19 protein-coding genes and 4 tRNA genes are annotated in these 21786 nt (G+C 57.1%); 3 read left to right on the top strand and 20 right to left on the bottom strand.

From position 1 onward, the window contains the following. Positions 1–450: 450 nt before the first annotated feature. The 20 genes from DTA24_RS27115 to trxA form a co-directional block, all read right to left on the bottom strand. Positions 451–527 (bottom strand) — tRNA-Pro (locus DTA24_RS27115). A 42-nt stretch (positions 528–569) separates the two neighbouring features. Then, positions 570–656 (bottom strand) — tRNA-Leu (locus tag DTA24_RS27120). Positions 657–679: 23 nt separating this feature from the next. After that, a tRNA-His gene (locus tag DTA24_RS27125) sits at positions 680–755 on the bottom strand. A 55-nt stretch (positions 756–810) separates the two neighbouring features. Continuing rightward, positions 811–887: transfer RNA gene (locus DTA24_RS27130), tRNA-Arg, on the bottom strand. A 102-nt stretch (positions 888–989) separates the two neighbouring features. Continuing rightward, positions 990–2375 (bottom strand): bifunctional threonine/serine APC transporter ThrP, encoded by a 1386-nt coding sequence (gene thrP, locus DTA24_RS27135; RefSeq protein ID WP_012969196.1) that lies wholly within the window; start codon positions 2373–2375, stop codon positions 990–992. Positions 2376–2580: 205 nt separating this feature from the next. Continuing rightward, the gene (gene wecG, locus DTA24_RS27140; RefSeq protein ID WP_094284780.1) at positions 2581–3321 is read right to left on the bottom strand and encodes a lipopolysaccharide N-acetylmannosaminouronosyltransferase; all 741 of its coding nucleotides are present in this window, start codon (positions 3319–3321) and stop codon (positions 2581–2583) included. Between the two features lie 11 nt (positions 3322–3332). After that, positions 3333–4679 (bottom strand): ECA oligosaccharide polymerase, encoded by a 1347-nt coding sequence (wzyE, locus tag DTA24_RS27145; RefSeq protein ID WP_004886822.1) that lies wholly within the window; start codon positions 4677–4679, stop codon positions 3333–3335. Continuing rightward, complete coding sequence (locus tag DTA24_RS27150; RefSeq protein WP_123837148.1) at positions 4676–5752, bottom strand: TDP-N-acetylfucosamine:lipid II N-acetylfucosaminyltransferase; 1077 nt, start codon at positions 5750–5752, stop codon at positions 4676–4678. Before DTA24_RS27150 ends, wzyE begins: the two co-directional genes overlap by 4 nt. Continuing rightward, a complete protein-coding gene (wzxE, locus tag DTA24_RS27155; RefSeq protein WP_008807961.1) occupies positions 5749–6999 on the bottom strand; it encodes a lipid III flippase WzxE in 1251 nt (416 codons plus the stop codon). The genes DTA24_RS27150 and wzxE overlap by 4 nt, the downstream gene beginning before the upstream one ends. A gap of 1 nt (position 7000) precedes the next feature. After that, the gene (gene rffA / locus DTA24_RS27160) at positions 7001–8131 is read right to left on the bottom strand and encodes a dTDP-4-amino-4,6-dideoxygalactose transaminase (protein ID WP_012543244.1); all 1131 of its coding nucleotides are present in this window, start codon (positions 8129–8131) and stop codon (positions 7001–7003) included. 4 nt (positions 8132–8135) lie between these two features. Continuing rightward, a complete protein-coding gene (rffC, locus tag DTA24_RS27165; protein ID WP_032732160.1) occupies positions 8136–8810 on the bottom strand; it encodes a dTDP-4-amino-4,6-dideoxy-D-galactose acyltransferase in 675 nt (224 codons plus the stop codon). Next, entirely contained in the window at positions 8788–9669 is an 882-nt protein-coding gene (rfbA, locus tag DTA24_RS27170; RefSeq protein ID WP_123837196.1) for a glucose-1-phosphate thymidylyltransferase RfbA, read from the bottom strand. The genes rffC and rfbA overlap by 23 nt, the downstream gene beginning before the upstream one ends. 18 nt (positions 9670–9687) lie before the next feature. Then, on the bottom strand, positions 9688–10755 hold the full coding sequence (gene rffG, locus DTA24_RS27175; protein ID WP_123837149.1) for a dTDP-glucose 4,6-dehydratase: 1068 nt from the start codon (positions 10753–10755) through the stop codon (positions 9688–9690). Continuing rightward, a complete protein-coding gene (gene wecC, locus DTA24_RS27180) occupies positions 10752–12014 on the bottom strand; it encodes a UDP-N-acetyl-D-mannosamine dehydrogenase (protein WP_008807965.1) in 1263 nt (420 codons plus the stop codon). The genes rffG and wecC overlap by 4 nt, the downstream gene beginning before the upstream one ends. Next, a complete protein-coding gene (wecB, locus tag DTA24_RS27185; RefSeq protein WP_008807966.1) occupies positions 12011–13141 on the bottom strand; it encodes a non-hydrolyzing UDP-N-acetylglucosamine 2-epimerase in 1131 nt (376 codons plus the stop codon). The genes wecC and wecB overlap by 4 nt, the downstream gene beginning before the upstream one ends. Before the next feature lie 56 nt (positions 13142–13197). After that, on the bottom strand, positions 13198–14244 hold the full coding sequence (gene wzzE, locus DTA24_RS27190) for an ECA polysaccharide chain length modulation protein (RefSeq protein WP_002883296.1): 1047 nt from the start codon (positions 14242–14244) through the stop codon (positions 13198–13200). 13 nt (positions 14245–14257) lie between these two features. Then, positions 14258–15361: a UDP-N-acetylglucosamine--undecaprenyl-phosphate N-acetylglucosaminephosphotransferase gene (gene wecA, locus DTA24_RS27195; protein WP_004886849.1), complete on the bottom strand. Its 1104-nt coding sequence runs from the start codon at positions 15359–15361 to the stop codon at positions 14258–14260. A 240-nt stretch (positions 15362–15601) separates the two neighbouring features. Continuing rightward, the gene (rho, locus tag DTA24_RS27200) at positions 15602–16861 is read right to left on the bottom strand and encodes a transcription termination factor Rho (RefSeq protein WP_002883293.1); all 1260 of its coding nucleotides are present in this window, start codon (positions 16859–16861) and stop codon (positions 15602–15604) included. Positions 16862–16947: 86 nt separating this feature from the next. After that, a complete protein-coding gene (locus tag DTA24_RS29145) occupies positions 16948–17049 on the bottom strand; it encodes a rho operon leader peptide (protein WP_049245627.1) in 102 nt (33 codons plus the stop codon). A gap of 144 nt (positions 17050–17193) precedes the next feature. Then, positions 17194–17523 carry a thioredoxin TrxA gene (gene trxA / locus DTA24_RS27210; RefSeq protein ID WP_002883224.1) on the bottom strand — a complete coding sequence of 110 codons (330 nt, stop codon included), beginning with the start codon at positions 17521–17523 and terminating at the stop codon, positions 17194–17196. Between the two features lie 341 nt (positions 17524–17864). Here trxA and rhlB point away from each other — a divergent pair, with 341 nt between their 5' ends. The 3 genes from rhlB to DTA24_RS27230 all read left to right on the top strand — a co-directional run bounded on the left by rhlB (position 17865) and on the right by DTA24_RS27230 (position 21703). Continuing rightward, complete coding sequence (rhlB, locus tag DTA24_RS27215) at positions 17865–19130, top strand: ATP-dependent RNA helicase RhlB (protein WP_008807968.1); 1266 nt, start codon at positions 17865–17867, stop codon at positions 19128–19130. Between the two features lie 118 nt (positions 19131–19248). Then, complete coding sequence (gene gppA / locus DTA24_RS27225) at positions 19249–20757, top strand: guanosine-5'-triphosphate,3'-diphosphate diphosphatase (protein ID WP_012969202.1); 1509 nt, start codon at positions 19249–19251, stop codon at positions 20755–20757. A gap of 19 nt (positions 20758–20776) precedes the next feature. After that, positions 20777–21703, top strand: coding sequence for a LysR family transcriptional regulator (locus tag DTA24_RS27230; protein WP_032736939.1), 927 nt, complete (start codon positions 20777–20779; stop codon positions 21701–21703). Positions 21704–21786 lie beyond the last annotated feature (83 nt).

A 21786-nucleotide genomic window follows, 5' to 3' on the forward strand; every position in this document is an offset into this window, starting at 1 on the left:
TATCGCCTCCTGCGGGGCGATAGCCCTTCTCCCCCGCCTTCGCGTTGACGGATCCCTGAAAGAAAAAAACGCCTGCGCTGAAATCAGGGCAGGCGTTAAAACAGGTCTGTTTGACAACAAATTGGGTGCTTCACTCAACGTAATGTCCATGGTGTTTGATGAGGCATAAATGCGACATCTGTCAGTGGACGATAAGCACCGTAAGAACGGCTCTGCATCATTCCGGAGTTTATGAGGCACGAAGGCGAACATAAGAGATGGAATGAGCATCTACCCGGTTATTATCGCACAGGATCCGGGGAAATTGCATCTACCACAGTGATGAATTGAGAGTTTTCCTGACGCGTATTCTCAAGCAGAGAGGCGTTTTTTTATCAGCAAGATCAGGGGAATAAATAATGGCGGGCAGCGACAGAAAACAAAAAACCCCGCCGAAGCGGGGTTCAAAATTGGTCGGCGAGAGAGGATTCGAACCTCCGACCCACTGGTCCCAAACCAGTTGCGCTACCAAGCTGCGCTACTCGCCGAAATACTGCTTTTTGAATTTTTAGTTCAATTCGTTAAAGTCGTGGTGCGAGGGGGGGGACTTGAACCCCCACGTCCGTAAGAACACTAACACCTGAAGCTAGCGCGTCTACCAATTCCGCCACCTTCGCAAATTCACAACTCTATCAAATAATGGGGTGGCTAATGGGATTCGAACCCACGACAACTGGAATCACAATCCAGGGCTCTACCAACTGAGCTATAGCCACCACTGCAAACCTTTTACGCGGTATTAAAACCACCGCAGCTCCAGCACCGGGTTAATGGTGCGCCCGACAGGATTCGAACCTGAGACCTCTGCCTCCGGAGGGCAGCGCTCTATCCAGCTGAGCTACGGGCGCTTAGCGCCGTTGCGGGGTCGGATAATACGGACTTCCTACCCCGCTGTCTAGTGCCTTTTAAAAGAAAATTATCGTTTGCTCATGCTTTGTTCGTTTTGACGGTTATTCAGCCGTATTATTGACTTGCCCCTGTCTTCCGAGGCCAAACACCTTATAAATCAGGGTGACGGCGGCCAGGAAAATAATGCCGACAAACAGCGACATCCGGGTTTCATCATTCAGACCCATCCCTACCAGCACACAGATCAGGAAGGCCATGGTGAAATAGTTGGCCCACGGAAACAGCAGCGAACGGAACGGATGGCTGGCGATTGCCGCCCGATGCACGCGACGGAAACGCAGCTGGCTGATCAGGATCACAAACCATGGCACCATCCCTGGCAACACGCTGGCGCTGTAGACATAGACAAACACCCGCTGCGGATTAGGAATGATGTAATTCAGGCAGGAGCCCACCAGCAGGATCAGAATCGACAGCGCCACGCCGACGGCCGGAACGCCGTTGCGCGATACCTTACCGATCGCCGCCGGCAGTTGGCGGTTCTTCGCCAGGGCGTACAGCATACGTCCACAGCTGTACATTCCGCTGTTGCAGCCGGAAAGCGCCGCCGTCAGCACCACGAAGTTGATAATTCCCGCCGCCGCGGTAATCCCGATTTTGGCAAACGTCAGTACGAACGGGCTGCCGTTGGAGCCGATTTGATCCCACGGGAAGATGGTGACGATAACGAAAATCGCGCCCACGTAGAAAATCAGGATCCGCCACAGCACTTTGCCCACCGCGCTGCGCAGGGTCACCTGCGGATTTTTCGCTTCACCTGCGGTAATGCCGATGAGCTCCACCCCCTGATAGGACGCGACCACGATACACAGCGCCGTCAGGAAGCCCTTCCAGCCGCCGGCGAAGAAACCGCCATGTTCGGTGAGATTACCAAAACCAATGGAGTGGCCGCCGTTGCCAAAGCCGAAGAAAATGACGCCCAGCCCGACGACGATCATCACGATAATGGTGGTCACTTTAATCATGGCGAACCAGAACTCGATTTCACCGTACAGCCGGACCGCCGCCAGGTTCGCCAGCGCCACCAGCCCCACGGCAATTAACGCCGGGATCCACTGCGCCATCTCCGGGAACCAGAACTGCACATAGACCCCGATGGCGGTAATCTCCGAGATCCCCACCGCCATCCACATAAACCAGTAGGACCACGCGGTCAGGTAGCCGAAGAAGGGGCTCATATAGCGATGCGCATACACCGCGAAGGAGCCAGTGACAGGCTCAAGGAACAGCATTTCGCCCATTGAGCGCATAATGAAAAAGACGAACAGGCCAGCGATAATGTACGCCAGCAGCACGGAAGGCCCGGCCCATTTCAACGTACTGGCCGCCCCCATAAACAACCCCACGCCAATCGTCCCGCCAAGGGCGATCAGTTCAATATGCCGGGCCTCCAGTCCACGCTGGAGCTCCGCTTTTTTCTCAGTCATATATCCTCTTGTGTTTGCCGTATTCCGGGTACTCCCGGTTATTGTTATTAACTGAAACCATAGCCTTGCCGACGCGCAGGTCTCCCCCGCGCGTATGAAGCCTGCGAATGGTTAATTAATTTTGCGGAAATGGCAAATAAAGTATCAGGCGAGTGAAGAGATTACACAGAATATGTATGCAAACTCGCCTGGTTGCAGTGGAATATCAGAGCTTGCCGGTATAATGCCAACGTAAATAGCGCAGCAGACGGAACTGTCTCTTGATGCGGCTCGGCTGCAAAAGCAGGCGATAGAACCACTCCAGCCCCAGATCCTGCCAGAACTTCGGCGCCCGATGGACGTGCCCAGTGAAGACATCGTAAGTGCCGCCGACGCCCATATACAGCGCGTGCGGATGCAGGCGCCGGCAGTCGCGCATGAAGATCTCCTGGCGCGGCGACCCCATCGCGACGGTGACGATTTTCGCCCCGCTGTCGCGAATGCGTTCGAACAATGCCTGGCGCTGCTCAGGGGTAAAATAACCGTCCTGGCTGCCGACGATGTTCACCTGCCAGCGCTGACGCAGCCTGGACTCCGTTTGCGTCAGGACCTCAGGTTTACCACCAACCAAAAACACCGGTGTCCCTTCAGCGCCAGCGCGCTGCATTAACGCTTCCCAGAGATCGGCCCCGGCGACGCGGGATACCTGGGCCTGCGGGTATTTTTTGCGCAGCGAACGCACCACGCTGATGCCATCCGCATATTTAAACTCCGCAGCCTCAATCAGCGCCCGTACCTCCGGGTTATCTTCTACGGCCAGCATTTTCTCAGCATTAATGGCCACCAGCGTCCCCTCCCGGAGCGCGCCGTCGGCATACAAATAATCCAGAGCGTGCTGCATATCGCGCCAGCCTATGAGCTGCAGCCCTCTTAACAGGTACAACGGCGCGGAAATGGTCCCAGTCATGTCTATCCTTCTCAGACTTGCGGTTGCGAAAGCGGTTTTACGCGCTTATGAATCAGTCCCACGCTATCCAGGAACCAGTACAGCAATTTCGCCGCCAGCAAGCAGATACCAAAGATCACGAGGAAAAACACCACGCGGGAGCCGAACGAATCCAGACCCTCGCGCGCCAGCACTATCATGTTGAAGATAGCGCCGAAACAGAAACTGTGCAGGATAGCCGCTTTGTAACGATTGCTCTCCCGGTTGCCCAGCTCATACAGCCAGTCGAACCATTTAATAATCAACCCTACCGCCACAGCGCCCAGTGGCACAAACCAGACGCCGCCCATCACCACCAGCGAGCCAATCAGCGTCGGCGAAATCGCCAGCCCCGAATGATTGTTTAACACCTCCCAGGTGAAGTAGTTGGCGGTATTGAGCACCATCGTCGGACGACCGTGCCACATCCAGCTGGGGATGAAGACGTAGAAATCGCGGATCATCGGCGCCAGCCCCTGGAAATCGATCTTGTCGTAGTTCTGCAGCAGCAGCGCCAGGTTTTCCCACGGTGAGAAGGTGTCGCGCGTGAGATACAGGAAGGTATAAAACGCTTCATCGCCGCTGACGTTCATCCCGTAGCGCTTCAGCGCCAGCCAGAACATGCCGACAATACCCAGCACGCCCGCCGCCGCCAGCATCCACAAGCTGATCCAGCCGCGAATAATACCGATGAACAGAAAGATGGCGAAGGCGATGATGATATTGGCGCGGGTCCCGCCGACAATGGCGTAGGTCAGCAAACCAAAGGCCACGGTGCTGACGAGGAAGAAGATCCACGCCTTATAATCCTGGCGCAGAAAATAGACCACCAGCATCGCCGGAATAAAGAAGTAAAAGAAGCGCTTCAACGCCACGCCGGACACTTCAGCAGAAAAAATCTGGCTGTAGGAGTTGAGCTTAAACAGCAGAAAGCCGTTGTGAGCGAAGAAGATGCCGACGCACAGCAGCGCCAGCCCCATCAGTATGCCCCACGCCAGATGGGTTTCCACCCGGTTCATGGTAAACAGCGGGCGATGCGCAACCTCGCGCGAGGCCGGGCGCAACCGCGTTTTATAGGTCACGTAGTAGATCGCGTAGAAGCATACCGCGATCAGCAGCGTCTGCAGCAAAATCTCCGGCGGCGCTACGCTGACGTCAAAGCGGAACACCAGAATACTGGTCAGCGGGAAGCCGAAGAAAAAGGTCAGCAGAAACAACAACGAGAAAAAGACGTTGAAGTTGAAGCGTACCCGGCGGAACTCAAACCAGGTGGCGGTGGCGATAAACAGGGTCGACAGCAGCCAGACCACCAGCAGCCCGCTAAATTGCATTAACGTCATGCCTGCCCCTCCGCCGCTAACCGTAGCGCCCGCTGCCAGCCCGTCAGATAGTTCGGCCGGAAGAAGGCGATAGTAGATTTATCCACGCTCGCCAGCTGACGCTGCGCTTCACGCACCACGCTGACGTCCAGCGCGTCGCTGGTGAACAGCACCGGCACATGCTGCTCGGTCATATCCTGCCAGAACGGATTTTCGCGATTGAGCACGCAGGGAATACCCGCCTGAATCAGCAGACACAGGGTGCCGATCCCCTGCTGGCGGGCAAACAGAAAATAGCCCAGATCGCAGCGGCGCAGCAGCGCCAGATAATCATTAAATTCAAGCTTCTCGCTGAGGATCTGCAGATGCGCACGGCTAAACAGCGCCGCCCCCGCCTCGCGAACCTCGTTGATATAGGCGTCGTTATTCGCCGGATAACCCATCGGCACGATGACATTCACCGTATCGCCAAACTGCTGATGGATAGCCTTCAGCGCGGCAATATGTTCATTGCTGCGATCCCCGGAGTTGCCGACCAGAATAGTCAGGGTATCACCGCGCGGGGCGTTATCGGCCAGGGTATTCAGCGCCGGATCCATTCGGGTCGGGAAGTAGAGCCGCTCGCCCGGCACACGCGGATGGCGGTTAGCGAACCAGCTGAGATCGCCGCGGGTGGCGAAAACGCGCCCTACTCGCCCCTGCGCCATGCGGCGTAGCGGATAGAACAGGCGAAACTTCAGGCTGGCAGAGTTTTCATACAGATCTGCCCCCCAGATATGCCAGTTAAACTGTGACGGGCGGATGCCGCCGCTCAACAGCGCCAGCCACAGCCCGGTATTAAACTGGCCGTGGAAGAAAAAGCGCTGCTGGCGGTTGGCTTTCGCGGTGGCAATCACTGCCTGCGCCAGCGCTTTCTTTCCTGGATAGCAGGTGATGTCCAGTGCCGGATATCCATCACGCACGCTGGCCTCATCACCGACGACCAAAAACTTCCGGGCCTGCGGGTCGGCGGCCAGTTCGTCGTTAAAGAACCGCAGTACGGTCTGGTTATGGTGCGGGATATCCGATCCCAGTACATGTATCAGTGCTGTCATGCCCGTTTACGCCAGAGTAAAAACACGCCACTACAGAGGGCGAAATAAACAATATACGTGGCCATATACGCCTGCGCCGCGCCAATTGCGCCGTGCGCCGGAATAAGCCAGTGTGAGAATGCGGTCAGCAGCGTGAACTGGCTGATTTCCGTCAGAATATAAAAACGTAGCGACGCTTTGGCGATCACCAGATAGCCGTAGACATAGGCGCCGACTTTTAAGACGTCGCCCACCAGCTGCCAGGCGAACAGGTCACGCATCGCGGTAAAGCGATCGGAAAACAGCAGCCAGATGGCAAAATCGCGCAGTAGCCAGACCGTCAGGCTTGCCGCCGCCACCGCCGGCAGAACGAATTTCAGCGATTTGGCAATCTCGCGGGTGATATCCGTTTTGGCGCTCAGCCGCGACAGCGTCGGCAGCAGATAGACGCTAAACGAGGCGGTAATAAACTGCAGGTAAGCATCGGAAATGCTGCTCACCCCCTGCCAAATCCCGACCGCCTCCCAGCCGTAATGCGCCGCCAGCAGATTACGCATCATCACATAGGCCACCGGCAGCGTCACCGAGGTTATGAGCGCCATCAGGGTAAATTTCGATAGCTGTCCCGCCAGACTGTTATCCCAGCGCGGGCGCAGGGCGCTCAGCGGTATATTACCCCGCCGCCAGAGCATGATGCCCGCCGGGATCACCACCAGCGCCGGCACTAACGCCAACCCCAACAGCGCCCCCTGGTAACCCCCGAAGTAGTAACAGGCATAATAGGCCGCGACGCCAATCAGGCTCCCGGCAATCAGCGAGAAAGCGTTACCCGCCGCATCGCGAAAGCCTTTCATCAGCGCCAGCAGGAAGTTCGCCCAGGCGATCCCCATCTGCACCAGCGCCACCAGGCGTACCAGCCCCTGATAGTGCGTATGGCCGAACAGCCCCTGGCTTATCGGCGCCGCCGCCAGTAAAAACACCAGCGCCAGCAGCGTGGAAAAGCCAAGCACCATAGCCGACGAGGTACCCACCACCTGTTTCAGACGTGGGGGATCGTCGTGATGCTGAGCCACCAGCTTCGTGACGCCGTTAAATATCCCGGCACCCGCCAGCACGCCGAGCACGGTGACCAGCTGCCGGAAGTTACCGGCCTGGCCAACGCCCGCCGGCCCAAACGAGACGGCCAGCAGCTTGACGACCAGCAGACCGGCGCCGATTTTGACCAGCGTCGATGCCGCCGTCCACAGTGAGGCTTTTGCTAACGACATATCAGGAGAAATAGCTCAGCAGCGAGTTAATCACCGTCCGCTGGTTCACCAGAGAGAGATTGTAAAACAGCGGCAGGCGCACCAGGCGCTCGCTCTCCTGGGTGGTGTAGCGGTCTTCACCGTGGAACTCGCCGAAGTGTTCTCCGGCCGGGCAGCTGTGCAACGGAATATAATGGAATACCGCGAGGATCTCCGCCTCTTTCAGCCAGGCGATCAGCCTGCTGCGATCCTCGATATCACGCAGCTTAATGTAGAACATGTGCGCATTTTGCCCACAGTCGGCCGGAACCGTCGGCAGTTCGATACGCCCCGCACGCGCCAGCGGCAGCAGCGCATCGTGATAGTTCTGCCACAGCGCCAGGCGCTGCTGGTTGATCCGCTCCGCCGCTTCCAGCTGCGCCCACAGATAGGCGGCCTGCAGGTCGGACATCAGATAGCTGGAGCCAATATCGCGCCAGGTATATTTATCCACCAGACCGCGAAAGAACTGGCTGCGGTTGGTACCTTTTTCACGAATGATCTCCGCGCGTTCCACCAGTGTGCGATCGTTGATCAGCGTCGCCCCGCCCTCACCGCCGGCGGTGTAGTTTTTGGTTTCATGGAAGCTGAAGCAGCCGATATGGCCGATGGTGCCCAGCGCACGCCCCTTATAGGTAGACATCACCCCCTGCGCGGCGTCTTCCACCACAAACAGGTTGTATTTGTCGGCAATGGCCATGATGGTGTCCATCTCGCAGGCTACGCCGGCATAGTGCACCGGGACAATCGCCCGGGTTTTATCGGTGATGGCGGCTTCGATAAGCGTTTCATCGATATTCATCGTATCGCGGCGGATATCAACGAAGACGATTTTCGCCCCACGCAGCACAAAGGCGTTGGCGGTAGAGACAAAGGTATAGCTGGGCATAATCACTTCGTCGCCCGGCTGGATATCCAGCAGCAGCGCGGCCATCTCCAGCGAAGCCGTGCAGGAAGGCGTCAGCAGCGCTTTTGCCGTGCCAAATCGCTGCTCCATCCACTGCTGGCAGCGGCGCGTAAAACCGCCGTCGCCGCACAGCTTGCCGCTGTTCATCGCAGACTGCATGTAATCAAGCTCGGTTCCAACCACCGGCGGCGCGTTAAATGGGATCATGGGGTCACCTGTATAGCCAGTAGGCGGTGCTTTCCACGTTAGCACCGCTGAGAATATAACGTTTAAGCGCGGCGGTGTTGCCCATCTGGGTCGCCACCCGCAGTGTAGAAAGTCCGCGCGAGGCAGCCCAGTACTGCGCCGCCTGCATCAGTTGCGCCCCGGCGCCGCGCCCGGCCAGCAGGCCGATACGCGCTTCGGTCGCAGTGATCTGCCGCAGGGAGACAAAGGCGCGGATATCCCCCTCAGGATGGCGGTAAATCAGACATTGATGATCGAAGGTGCCACGCACCGCATTTTCAATCCACTGGGCATAGAAGCGGCCGCTGGCATCGGCAGCGTACCAGGGCGCGCGAAAGCGGCTCATGGCAAAGGCCTGCGCCGCCAGCTCGCGCAGCGGCGCAATATCCGCTTCCACGGCGACGTCGGCGCCCGCATCAGCAGGGTTGCCCACCGGTAGCGCCAGATCGACTTCGCCTTCCACCAGCTGAAAACCCAGCTGCTGTAGCGCGTCCAGCCGGACGGTGTCGCTGGCGGCCACCTTCGCCTGCACCCGCGACCACCCCGCCAGCGCCTCAGGCGTCAGCCGCGGCGCACGTTCATCAAAGTGAACGATGGCGCTGTTAACAGCAAAGAAGCGGTTCTCCCACTCCAGGGGATCAATACTGGCGCGGACGGGCACGGAGCAGATCCAGCAGGTATTGGCCGTAGCCGGTTTTTTCCAGCCGCTCCGCGGCGCGTTTGACGCCATCATCGTCCAGCCAGCCGTTACGCCAGCCGATCTCTTCCAGACAGGCGATTTTAAAGCCCTGGCGCTTCTCGACGGTCTGCACGAACATGCTGGCCTCGATCAGGCTATCGTGCGTGCCGGTGTCCAGCCAGGCAAAACCGCGCCCGAGGAGCTCGACGGTCAATGCGCCATCCTCAAGGTACATCTGGTTGATGGAGGTGATTTCCAGCTCGCCGCGCTCGGACGGCTTGACCCGTTTGGCATACTCCGTCACCTTGCCATCGTAGAAATAGAGACCGGTGACCGCCCAGTTCGACTTCGGCTGCTTCGGCTTCTCTTCCAGCGACAGCGCGCGGAAGTTGTCATCAAACTCCACCACGCCAAAGCGCTCAGGATCCATCACCTGATAGCCAAAAATCGTCGCCCCTTCCGTGCGGGCAGCCACGCTGCGCAGCTTCGGGCTAAAGCTCTGGCCGAAGAAAATATTGTCGCCTAGCACCAGACATGCCGGTTCGCCGTTAAGAAAGGCTTCGCCGATGATAAACGCCTGGGCTAAACCATCCGGCGTCGGCTGTACGGCATAGTGCAGCGCAATGCCAAACTCTGAGCCATCGCCGAGCAGGCGCTGGAAATCACGTAGGTCGTCCGGCGTGGTGATGATCAGGATCTCACGTATCCCGGCCAGCATTAATACCGACAGCGGGTAGTAGATCATCGGCTTGTCGTAGATCGGCAACAACTGCTTCGATACGCCGCGGGTGATGGGATGCAGTCGCGTTCCGGAACCGCCCGCCAGAATAATACCTTTCATCATTCCCCCCAGAGATGATTAGCCTTGCAGCCCAAGACGCTCGCCCTGATAGCTTCCATCCTGAACCTGGCGCCACCAGCTCTCGTTCGCCAGATACCACGCCACGGTCTTACGCATACCGGAAGTAAAGGTCTCTGCCGGCGTCCAGCCCAGCTCGCGGGCAATCTTCGAGGCATCAATGGCATAGCGCAGATCGTGGCCCGGACGATCGGCAACGAAGGTGATCAGATCGCGATAGTGCGCCACACCCTGCGGTTTATTCGGCGCCAGCTCTTCCAGCAACTGACAAATGGTTTCCACCACCTCGATATTTTTACGTTCGTTATGACCGCCGATATTGTAAGTTTCGCCCGGTTCGCCGCGGGTCGCCACCAGATACAGCGCTCTGGCGTGATCTTCCACGTACAGCCAGTCGCGGATCTGCTGCCCATTGCCATACACCGGCAGCGGCTTGCCCGCCAGCGCATTGAGGATCGTCAGCGGGATCAGCTTCTCGGGGAAGTGATACGGGCCGTAGTTATTGGAGCAATTGGTGATAAGCGTCGGCAGGCCATAGGTCCGCAGCCAGGCGCGCACCAGGTGGTCGCTGCTGGCTTTCGAGGCCGAATAGGGGCTGCTTGGCGCATAGGGCGTGGTCTCGGTAAAGAAATCCTCGCTGCCGTGCAGATCGCCATACACTTCGTCGGTCGAGATATGGTGAAAACGGAACGCCGATTTTTTCTCCGTGGCCAGGGTATTCCACCAGCTGCGGGCCGCCTCCAGTAGCGTATAGGTGCCTAGGATATTGGTTTCGATAAACGCCGCCGGGCCGTCAATCGAACGATCGACGTGGCTTTCTGCCGCCAGGTGCATCACCGTATCGGGTTGATGCTGACGGAAAATACGGTCCAGCTCGCCGCGGTCGCAGATATCCACCTGTTCAAAGGCGAAACGCGCATCCTGCGCCACTGGCGCCAGCGACATTAAATTGCCGGCATAGGTCAGTTTATCCACCACCACTACGCGATCGGCGGTGTGCTGGATAATCTCCCGCACCACCGCCGAACCAATAAAGCCCGCGCCGCCGGTGACCAGAATGGTTCTCACCGCCACACTCCTTTGGTGTCGATGATATACGCCTGGGTGACGCTATCGCCGCTAACGGCTTTAAATTCATTATGATCGACCAGCATCACCAGCACATCGGCGCTGGCCAGCGCCGCATCGAGGGTCGCCAGCGTACACAGTCCATCGAGTTTCTTCGGCAGCGCGTGAATGTTGGGCTCAACCACCTGCGTCGTGCCGCTGTGCCAGCGGGCAATCTGCGCGGCAATTTCCATCGCCGGGCTTTCGCGCAGGTCGTCAATATTCGGTTTAAAAGCGAGGCCAAAACAGGCGATCGTCAGTTCGCTGGCCCGTTTGTTGGTGGCATTCAGGCAGTCCGCGACCTGCGCTTTCACCTGTTCGATAACCCATTCCGGCTTATGGTCGTTGACCTCGCGAGCGGTGCGGATCAGACGCGCCTGCTGCGGGTTTTGCGCCACGATAAACCACGGGTCGACGGCGATGCAGTGGCCGCCGACGCCCGGGCCCGGCTGCAGGATATTGACGCGCGGATGGCGGTTTGCCAGGCGGATCAGCTCCCAGACGTTAATGCCCTGGTCGGCGCAAATCAGCGACAGTTCGTTGGCAAAGGCGATGTTGACGTCGCGGAAGCTGTTTTCCGTCAGCTTACACATCTCGGCGGTGCGCGAGTTGGTCACCACGCATTCGCCTTCGAGGAAGATTTTATACAGCTCGCTGGCGCGCGCCGAGCAGACCGGCGACATGCCGCCGATAACGCGATCGTTTTTAATCAGCTCGACCATCACCTGACCGGGCAATACCCGCTCCGGGCAGTAGGCGATATTCACGTCAGCGGCGTCGCCCGCCTGCTGAGGGAAGCTGAGATCCGGGCGCATCTCCGCCAGCCAGCCGGCCATCTGCTCAGTCGAACCCACCGGCGAGGTGGACTCCAAGATCACCAGTGACCCTTTCTTTAACGTCGGCGCAATGGATTTAGCGGCCGACTCGACAAACACCATATCCGGCTCGTGGCGATCTTTAAACGGCGTCGGCACGGCAATCAGGTAGGCATCCGCCTCCACCGGGGTGGTGGTGGCGCTTAAATAACCCTGTTCGACCGCGGTCTTCACCACGCTCGCCAGATCCGGCTCCACGATATGAATCTCTCCACGGTTAATGGTCTCCACGGCATGTTGATTAACATCAACGCCGACCACCCGCTTCTGCCGGGAGGCGAACGCGGCAGCGGTTGGCAGCCCGATATAGCCAAGGCCAATCACTGAAATGGTAGAAAAACTCATAACGTTACCTGATTATTTTTAAGTGCAGACAAAATTCGACGACATGCTTCACCATCGCCATAGGGATTATGCGCGCGGCTCATCGCCTGGTATGCGGCATCATCCTGCAGCAGTCGCGTGACTTCCGCCACGATGCGCTGGCTGTCGGTGCCGACCAGGCACACGGTGCCAGCGGCCACCGCTTCCGGACGTTCGGTCATATCGCGCATGACCAGTACCGGTTTCCCGAGAGAAGGGGCCTCTTCCTGAATGCCGCCGGAATCGGTCAGGATCAGCCAGGCCCGATCCATCAGCCAGACGAACGGCAGGTAGTCCTGCGGTTCAATCAACATCACATTGTCAATATGACCGAGAATACGATTCACCGGCTCGCTGACGTTAGGATTCAGGTGAACCGGATAGACAATCTGCACCTCAGGGTGGGTATGGGCTATCTCCGCCAGCGCCTGGCAGATCTGTTCAAAGCCGAGCCCAAAGCTTTCCCGCCGGTGGCCGGTAACCAGAATCATCTTTTTACCGTGGCTAATGAAAGGATAGCGCTGCAGCAGGGTCTCCCGTAGCGCTTCATCACCCAGAACCCGATCCCGCACCCAGAACAGGGCGTCAATGACCGTATTCCCGGTGACCGTGATGCGACTGTCGGCAATATTTTCCCGTAGCAGGTTCTGCCGCGAGGTTTCCGTGGGGGCGAAATGGTATGTCGCCAGATGGCCGGTCAACGTACGGTTGCCTTCTTCCGGCCACGGCGAACTTAAATCGCCAGTGCGCAGGCCGGCCTCTACGTGGCCCACCGGTATCCGCTGATAAAACGCCGCCAGGCTCGCCGCCATGGTGGTCGTGGTATCGCCATGCACCAGCACCACGTCGGGTTTAAACGACTCCAGCACCGGCTTCAGCCCCTCAAGGATGCGACAGGTGATCTCGGTCAGCCCCTGCCCCGGCTTCATGATGTTGAGATCGTAGTCCGGGACAATAGAGAAAAGTTTCAACACCTGATCGAGCATCTCCCGATGCTGCGCGGTCACGCATACTTTCGCCTCAAAATGAGGATCCTTTGCCAGCGCATGGACCAGAGGCGCCATCTTGATGGCTTCCGGCCTCGTGCCAAATACAGTTAGTACTTTCACATCGATTCTCTTCGATTAGGCGATGAAGGTCATCTGCCCTTCACCACAGGCCGCAATCACAGGACACGACGACGTGATAACGCCACGCCTGCGCCGATGAGCGCACCCACAATCCCCCACATCACCATCAGAAATACACGGCGCGGGCTATCGCGTTTTACAGGTTCTTCCGGCGTCCGCAAATACCGGTAAGTCTGAAAACGCGGATCTAACGTTGGACCGACGTTCAACGTGCTCAGCATGGCGCGGTTCTGGTCGTAATCGAGGTCATATTCCGGCCCGACGGCCTGCAGGTTTTCCAGCCTGGCCTGCAGCATCGGCCTGCCCAATAAAAATAGCTCTGAATCCGGCAACTGATCGGCAGGAACATCCGTTTCGCTGCGTGAAATATTGTGCTGCTGGGCCACCTTCAGCGCCTGCTCCACGCTGTGCGTCCGACGGTTGAAGATGGCCTCGGCCACCTCTTCCTGGCGCTTCACCTGCGCTTTCATTTGCACGGTCCGCGCCGCCCAGGCGCCTTTGAGTTCGTCATTAAGATGGCCTGCCGCCCGCTGGCTGGCGAAAGCCACATACTGACGCAACAGATTATTGGCATCCTGCCCGGTCTCGGCGGTCAGTTTGACGCTGTCGTTAATGCTCTTGGCCGCATCGCCTGGCATAAACTGGATATTGTTAATCAGGTCATCCAGCATCGCCGCATCCGCGCGGGCATTACCCGACTGACGCTGCTTGTAGTAGTCCGTTTGTAGCCAGAAATCGCGCCGGGTATCCCAGGAGGCCAGCTGCATGATGAACTCTTTATACGCTTCATCCATGGCGGAAGGCTGATCGACCGAGGCAAGGTCGGCTTTAATGTCCAGATTGCGTAAGAACTGCTGCTGGGAATAGTACCCCCCCAACATATTGACAGTAGGCCGATCGGTGATCGCCGTGGCGCTCCACTCCTGGCGAGCAAAAAAGGTATATACCAGCACGATGGCGGCGAAGAGTACGGCGCCGCCGACTATCCAGCCTTTTCCTGCCCATAAAGCGCGAAACAGCCCGCGAATATCCAGCTCGTTCTCAACGTTCACTGCTTGTGCTCCCGGTAATGGTTGAGTCATCACATCCCCAGCTTTACTTGGTTAGTTTCGGATTATTGCCGCTGTGTCGCCGAATTCTGCGTCTGATGCGCTTAACCAGGCGCGCCACTTTCCAGGCGCGCTTAATACAGTAGCCATAAAGGAAGAAGGCTACCAAAAAGAGAATTAACATCACCCATTCCGGCACAATGCGGGTGTATTCCGCCGCGACGCCAACCAGCGCCAGCAGGGCGGCGGCCAGGGTAATCAGGACGAACGCCTGACGGGAAGTAAAGCCGGCGCGCATGATCAAATGATGAATATGCTGACGGTCCGGAGAGAAAGGACTCATGCCTTTGCGCAGGCGGCGATACATAATCGCCACCATGTCCATCAACGGGATAGCGATAATCCACAGCGCGGTCACCGGGCTAATGGGATGTGTTTTACCTTGCGTGGTTTCCAGCAGGATCCAGATAATGGTGAAGCCAATCATCGTGCTGCCGGCGTCACCCATAAAGACTTTATAGCGGCGGCCGAGGGCGCCAAGATTGAGAAGAATATAGGGCAGAATGGCGGCGATCATCGCGAAACACCACATCGCCAGGCTGTACTGACCATCAAACCAGAGGATGATCCCAGTCGCCGCAAAGGAGACCGATGACAGACCGCCGAGCAGGCCGTCGATCCCGTCGACCATGTTAAACGCATTGATGGCAGCCCACACGGCAAACAGCGTCAGGAAGAAGCCGAAAGGCCCCAGCACCAGCTCCCACGAGCCAAAAATAAAGCCGAGACTACTCAGATGCAGATTCCCTGCCATCATCATAATCACGGCGATCGCAGCCTGTATGACTGCGCGAATTTTCACGCTGATATCGAAGCGATCGTCAAGCGCGCCAACCAGCACCAATACCCCCGCGCAGGCCAGATACAGCGAGGCGTGAGGAATATAATAATCGGCGATGGCGAAAGTAAAACAGATGCCTGCATAAACTGAGATACCACCGACCAACGGAATCAACCCCTGATGCCGTTTGCGATAGTTTGGTTTATCCACCAACCCGATCTTTTTTGCCACTTTCCGCGCGACAAAAATAAAGAGGGTCGTGAATAAGAAAATACTGATTAATTCAGTAATAGCAGTGAGTAAATTCACAACGCATGTGCTCTCAGCATAGTTAATCCGGGAAGTATAGCGATGATGCCCCAACTCCAGAAGGGGAAAAGCAGAACATTACAAATTTATTGTATAGATTTTAGTCTGTTAAAGCTGTCTCCGCCTGCTATCCGGCGCCATTATACGACAACTTTCGTCCCGCTTTCTCTGTCTCTGGATCATACAAACCCAAAAATGAAAACGCCACGCAAAGGCGTGGCGTTTTTGGCTTTTTTTACCTTACGAGCGCTTCATCATATCGAAGAAGTCATCATTCGTCTTGGTCATCGCCAGCTTGTTAATGAGGAATTCCATTGCATCGATCTCACCCATCGGATGAATAATTTTGCGCAGGATCCACATTTTCTGCAGCTCTTCCTGAGTGGTGAGCAGTTCTTCTTTACGGGTACCGGAACGGTTGTAATCGATAGCCGGGAAGACGCGTTTTTCGGCAATCTTACGAGAGAGGTGCAGCTCCATGTTACCGGTGCCTTTAAACTCTTCGTAGATCACTTCGTCCATTTTGGAGCCGGTGTCAATCAGCGCCGTAGCGATGATGGTCAGGCTGCCGCCCTCTTCGACGTTACGTGCCGCACCGAAGAAACGCTTCGGACGGTGCAGGGCGTTGGCGTCCACACCACCGGTCAGGACTTTACCAGAAGCCGGTACCACGGTGTTGTAGGCTCGCGCCAGACGAGTAATGGAGTCGAGCAGGATGATAACGTCTTTCTTGTGTTCAACCAGACGTTTTGCTTTCTCGATAACCATCTCGGCAACCTGCACGTGGCGGGATGCCGGCTCGTCAAAGGTGGAAGCAACCACTTCACCTTTCACCAGACGCTGCATCTCGGTCACTTCTTCCGGACGTTCGTCGATCAGCAGCACCATCAGCACGCAGTCCGGGTGGTTGTAAGCGATGCTCTGCGCGATGTTCTGCAGCAGCATCGTTTTACCGGCTTTCGGCGGCGCGACGATCAGACCACGCTGGCCGCGGCCAATCGGGGAGGCCAGATCCAGTACGCGAGCGGTTAAGTCTTCGGTAGAACCGTTACCACGTTCCATACGCAGGCGAGAATTCGCGTGCAGCGGCGTTAAGTTCTCGAACAGGATCTTGTTACGCGCGTTTTCCGGCTTGTCGTAGTTAACTTCGTTAACTTTCAACAGTGCAAAGTAACGCTCACCCTCTTTCGGAGGACGAATCTTACCGGAAATGGTGTCACCAGTGCGAAGGTTGAAACGGCGGATTTGGCTGGGGGATACGTAGATGTCGTCAGGGCCGGCGAGGTAGGAGCTGTCTGCGGAGCGGAGGAATCCAAATCCATCCTGCAGTATCTCCAGTACGCCGTCGCCAAAGATATCTTCGCCACTCTTCGAATGCTGCTTGAGGATGGCAAAAATAATATCCTGCTTACGCATACGAGCCAGGTTTTCCAGCCCCATATTTTCGCCGAGAGTAATCAGCTCAGAAACCGGCGTATTCTTTAATTCGGTAAGATTCATAGTGGTGTGGGTTCTTAAACTCGGGGTAAATCTCGAACTTAATGTTGTGAATGGTATGGCAGGAACATCCATGCCTGTTAGCGGCTTCATCTCGTGTCTGTACGTTGCCTGGTCACAGGAAAGAACGCAGAACTGAAACGACAAGACGGAATGAGTGATAAGCCCGGAATTATTAGCCTCACGCGCATCGTCTGCGGGACGCTTTGGGTAAAACAAGATTCAAACAATAGGTATGTTTAAAACGAAGTCTGTGGATTAACTTAGCACGACTCCTGCCGGGCGTCCAGAGTTCCGCAAAAAATAGGAATCTGGACGCCGGACCAGCAATTCGCTTACGCCAGGTTGGCGTCGAGGAACTCTTTCAGCTGACCCTTGGACAGTGCGCCAACTTTAGTGGCCGCCACTTCGCCGTTTTTGAACAGCAGCAGGGTTGGGATACCGCGAATGCCGTATTTCGGCGCGGTGCCCGGGTTCTGGTCGATGTTCAGCTTAGCTACGGTCAGTTTGCCCTGATACTCTTCAGCGATCTCATCCAGAATCGGGGCGATCATTTTGCACGGACCACACCACTCTGCCCAGAAATCGACGAGGGTCAGCCCGTCAGCCTTGAGTACGTCCGTGTCAAAACTGTCGTCAGTCAGGTGAATAATTTTATCGCTCATATTTAACTCCACAGGAATAAGCCTGGTGTGTTGGTGTCGTAGCCATCAACGACGTGCTGCGGCTACGTTATGCACGCTATTCTTCAGGATACCTCAATTCTCTGGGCTGCCAACTGGCGCAATCCATCATGGACTCGCCTGTTGACGCCAGGGTGCCCGAACGCGAACTGCATGCTGCAGATTTATCGCTCCCGACTCGCTTAGTAGTCTAAGCTATCCTGGATTCGTTCAGTTACCGTAGACGTACCTTGAATAATTTCGTACACCGCCAACGAAAGGTTGACGTTATTTCACCGGATACGCTTTCTTAATGCAATAGTTAGCTGATATTCTACCACACTATGAGCAAAACACATTTAACAGAACAGAAGTTTTCCGACTTCGCCCTGCACCCGGCAGTCATTGAAGCCCTTGAAAAGAAAGGGTTTCATAATTGCACACCCATTCAGGCCCTCGCCCTTCCGCTGACGCTGGAAGGCCGCGATGTCGCCGGGCAGGCGCAAACCGGTACCGGTAAAACGATGGCGTTCCTGACGTCAACGTTTCATTATCTTCTCTCTCACCCGGCTATCGCCGATCGCCAGGTTAACCAACCGCGCGCGCTAATTATGGCACCAACGCGTGAACTGGCGGTACAGATCCACGCGGATGCTGAACCGCTGGCGCAGGCCACCGGTCTGAAGCTGGGTCTGGCTTACGGCGGCGACGGCTACGACAAGCAGCTGAAAGTGCTGGAAAGCGGTGTCGATATTCTGATCGGTACCACTGGTCGTCTGATCGATTACGCGAAACAGAACCACATTAACCTCGGCGCCATTCAGGTCGTCGTACTGGACGAAGCCGATCGCATGTACGATCTCGGCTTTATTAAAGATATCCGCTGGCTGTTCCGCCGCATGCCGCCGGCGACGCAGCGCCTGAACATGCTGTTCTCCGCGACTCTTTCTTATCGCGTTCGCGAACTGGCGTTCGAGCAGATGAACAACGCCGAATATGTCGAAGTGGAACCGGAACAGAAAACGGGCCACCGTATTAAAGAAGAGCTGTTCTACCCTTCCAACGAAGAAAAAATGCGCCTGCTGCAGACGCTGCTGGAAGAAGAGTGGCCCGATCGCGCCATCATCTTCGCCAACACCAAGCACCGTTGTGAAGATATCTGGGGTCATCTCGCCGCTGACGGCCATCGTGTAGGTCTGCTGACCGGCGACGTGGCGCAGAAAAAGCGTCTGCGTATTCTCGACGAATTTACTCGTGGCGATCTCGATATTCTGGTCGCAACTGACGTTGCTGCGCGCGGCTTACATATTCCGGCCGTGACCCACGTCTTTAACTACGATCTGCCGGACGACTGCGAAGATTACGTTCACCGCATCGGCCGCACCGGCCGCGCTGGCGCCAGCGGCAACTCTATCAGCCTCGCCTGCGAAGAGTACGCGCTGAACCTGCCGGCAATCGAAACCTATATTGGTCACTCGATCCCGGTCAGTAAGTACAACCCGGACGCGCTGATGACCGACCTGCCTAAGCCGCTGCGTCTGACCCGTGCGCGCCCAGGCAACGGCCCGCGCCGCAACGGTCCACCGCGCAATCGTCGTCGTTCAGGTTAAGAAATCTATGCCATACGCTCAATCATTCAGAATCAGCCAGGGCGACCTTCCTCTGGCAACCCGCTCAGTGATGTGGACCGGGCCTAAACGCTCCGCCAACCAGGGAGCCTTCTGAACGATGAAGAGTATGAGCTCCACCTCGCTGTATGCCGCCATTGATTTGGGTTCCAACAGTTTCCATATGTTGGTAGTGCGCGAGGTGGCGGGCAGCATCCAGACGCTGAGCCGTATTAAGCGTAAGGTTCGTCTGGCCGCCGGTCTGAATAGCGACAACACGCTCTCCGCGGAAGCGATGGAGCGCGGCTGGCAGTGCTTACGCCTGTTTGCCGAACGCCTGCAGGATATTCCGCCGACGCAAATCCGCGTCGTGGCCACCGCCACGCTACGTCTTGCCGTCAATGCAGAGGAGTTTCTGGCGAAAGCGCAAGAGATCCTCGGCACGCCAGTGCAGGTGATCAGCGGCGAAGAAGAAGCGCGCCTGATTTACCAGGGTGTCGCCCACACCACCGGCGGCGCCGATCAGCGTCTGGTGGTCGATATCGGCGGCGCCAGCACCGAGCTGGTGACCGGCACCGGCGCGCAAACGACCTCGCTGTTCAGTCTGTCGATGGGCTGTGTGACCTGGCTTGAACGCTATTTTGCCGACCGTAGCCTGACGAAAGAGAATTTCGATCTCGCCGAAGCGGCCGCGCGCGAGGTGTTATTACCCATCGCCGATGTGCTGCGCTATCACGGATGGAAAGTGTGCGTCGGCGCTTCCGGCACCGTTCAGGCGCTGCAGGAAATTATGATGGCGCAGGGGATGGATGAACGCATCACCCTCGCCAAACTCCAGCAGCTTAAACAGCGCGCCATCCAGTGCGGACGTCTGGAAGAGCTGGAGATCGAAGGCTTAACCCTTGAGCGGGCGCTGGTGTTCCCGAGCGGGCTGGCGATCCTGATCGCTATCTTCAGCGAACTGAATATTCAGTGTATGACCCTGGCAGGCGGCGCGTTACGCGAAGGTCTGGTGTACGGCATGCTGCATCTCTCTGTCGAACAGGACATCCGCAGCCGCACCCTGCGCAATATTCAGCGCCGTTTTATGATCGACACCGAGCAGGCCCAACGCGTCGCCAGTCTGGCCAGCCATCTGCTCAGTCAGCTGGATGGCAGCTGGGAGCTGGACCCGCTGAGCCGCGATTTACTCCTCAGCGCCTGCTCGCTGCATGAAATTGGGCTGAGTGTGGATTTCAAGCGCGCGCCGCAGCACGCGGCTTATCTGGTCAATAACCTCGACCTGCCCGGCTTTACCCCGGCGCAGAAGAAGTTGATTGCCACGCTGCTCCTGAATCAGACCAACGCCATCGACCTGTCTTCGCTTCATCAGCAGAATGCGGTCCCGCCGCGAGTGGCCGAACATCTGTGTCGCCTGCTGCGACTGGCGATCCTGTTTGCCAGCCGGCGGCGCGACGATTTGTTGCCGGCCATTCAGTTGGCCGCTCACGACGACCAGTTAACGCTGACGCTGCCGGAGAACTGGCTGGCTGAACATCCGCTTGGCCGGGAAATGGTCGATCAGGAGTGTCAATGGCAAAGCTACGTCCACTGGACGCTACGGGTCACCAGCGGCGATACGCCAAGATAATATCCAGCCAGGAGGGCGGATGCGGGAAGAACTGGATTTCAAATCGCTACGCTTTTTCTCCGCGCTCTACCGGCTAGGCAATGTTTCCCCGGCGGCTGACGCGCTGAATATCAGCCAACCCACCGGCAGCCTTTTGCTGAAAAAACTACGGGATCATTTTGCTGACCCGTTGTTTGTCCGGGTGGGACAGCGGATGATGCCGACGCCGCGAGCGGACGCGATCGCCCCGACTGTATTTACCCTTCTCCAGCTTGCCGATAACGATTTAGCCGTCAAACCTGAATTTCTTCCCCAGCAGAGCCAGCGTAACTTCACGATTGGAATGACCGATATCAGTCAAATGACGCTGTTGCCTTTGCTGCAAATTGCGCTCCAGCAGCAGGCGGCGGACGGGATCACCTTTACGGTACAGAATCTGGATGAGCAGACCCTCAACGCCCTCGAATCCGGGAAGTGTGATCTCGCGATCGGCTACCTGACGCAGCTTCCGGATAGCGTCTACCAGCAGCATCTCTTCGATCAATCGTATGTCTGCCTGGCGGCGGAAAATCATCCACGTATTCGAACCCAGCTTCGTGCCGAAGACTGGCGGCAGGAAAAGCATCTGGCGATCCGCGTGGAGGGGACTGCCCACGGCGATATGGATAAGCGGCTTGATGAGCACAGTATGCCCCGGCGGATCGCGCTGACATTACCGAGCTTTTTAGGTACCGGCGAGCTGGTGGCCGAAAGCGATATGATTGCCGTCGTCCCGGAACAGGTAGCGCGGCATATCACCCGCCGCTATCCCTGCCGCAGCTGGCCGCTACCTTTTCCTCTCGCCAGGATCGCCATCCGTCAGGTCTGGCATCAGCGGCTGCACCGCGATCCCGGGCATATCTGGCTACGTTCGCTGATCGCCGCACTTGCCGATCCCGCTCAGCAGAGCGGATCTATTACGATCTAAACCGCGAAATATACCGCTGTATTAGTTTTACTGATAATCCCTATTACGTTTGGTTTATTGCTGGCAATACGAGAAAGCTTTTA

Source organism: Klebsiella sp. P1CD1 (assembly GCF_003790505.1).
GTDB lineage: Bacteria > Pseudomonadota > Gammaproteobacteria > Enterobacterales > Enterobacteriaceae > Klebsiella > Klebsiella variicola.

Bases quoted from the DNA above. Each gene is read 5' to 3' on its own strand.
- thrP (WP_012969196.1), bottom strand. From the start codon at position 2,375: ATGACTGAGAAAAAAGCGGAGCTCCAGCGTGGACTGGAGGCCCGGCAT.
- wecG (WP_094284780.1), bottom strand. From the start codon at position 3,321: ATGACTGGGACCATTTCCGCGCCGTTGTACCTGTTAAGAGGGCTGCAG.
- wzyE (WP_004886822.1), bottom strand. From the start codon at position 4,679: ATGACGTTAATGCAATTTAGCGGGCTGCTGGTGGTCTGGCTGCTGTCG.
- DTA24_RS27150 (WP_123837148.1), bottom strand. From the start codon at position 5,752: ATGACAGCACTGATACATGTACTGGGATCGGATATCCCGCACCATAAC.
- wzxE (WP_008807961.1), bottom strand. From the start codon at position 6,999: ATGTCGTTAGCAAAAGCCTCACTGTGGACGGCGGCATCGACGCTGGTC.
- rffA (WP_012543244.1), bottom strand. From the start codon at position 8,131: ATGATCCCATTTAACGCGCCGCCGGTGGTTGGAACCGAGCTTGATTAC.
- rfbA (WP_123837196.1), bottom strand. From the start codon at position 9,669: ATGAAAGGTATTATTCTGGCGGGCGGTTCCGGAACGCGACTGCATCCC.
- wecC (WP_008807965.1), bottom strand. From the start codon at position 12,014: ATGAGTTTTTCTACCATTTCAGTGATTGGCCTTGGCTATATCGGGCTG.
- wzzE (WP_002883296.1), bottom strand. From the start codon at position 14,244: ATGACTCAACCATTACCGGGAGCACAAGCAGTGAACGTTGAGAACGAG.
- rho (WP_002883293.1), bottom strand. From the start codon at position 16,861: ATGAATCTTACCGAATTAAAGAATACGCCGGTTTCTGAGCTGATTACT.
- DTA24_RS29145 (WP_049245627.1), bottom strand. From the start codon at position 17,049: ATGCGCGTGAGGCTAATAATTCCGGGCTTATCACTCATTCCGTCTTGT.
- trxA (WP_002883224.1), bottom strand. From the start codon at position 17,523: ATGAGCGATAAAATTATTCACCTGACTGACGACAGTTTTGACACGGAC.
- rhlB (WP_008807968.1), top strand. From the start codon at position 17,865: ATGAGCAAAACACATTTAACAGAACAGAAGTTTTCCGACTTCGCCCTG.
- gppA (WP_012969202.1), top strand. From the start codon at position 19,249: ATGAAGAGTATGAGCTCCACCTCGCTGTATGCCGCCATTGATTTGGGT.
- DTA24_RS27230 (WP_032736939.1), top strand. From the start codon at position 20,777: ATGCGGGAAGAACTGGATTTCAAATCGCTACGCTTTTTCTCCGCGCTC.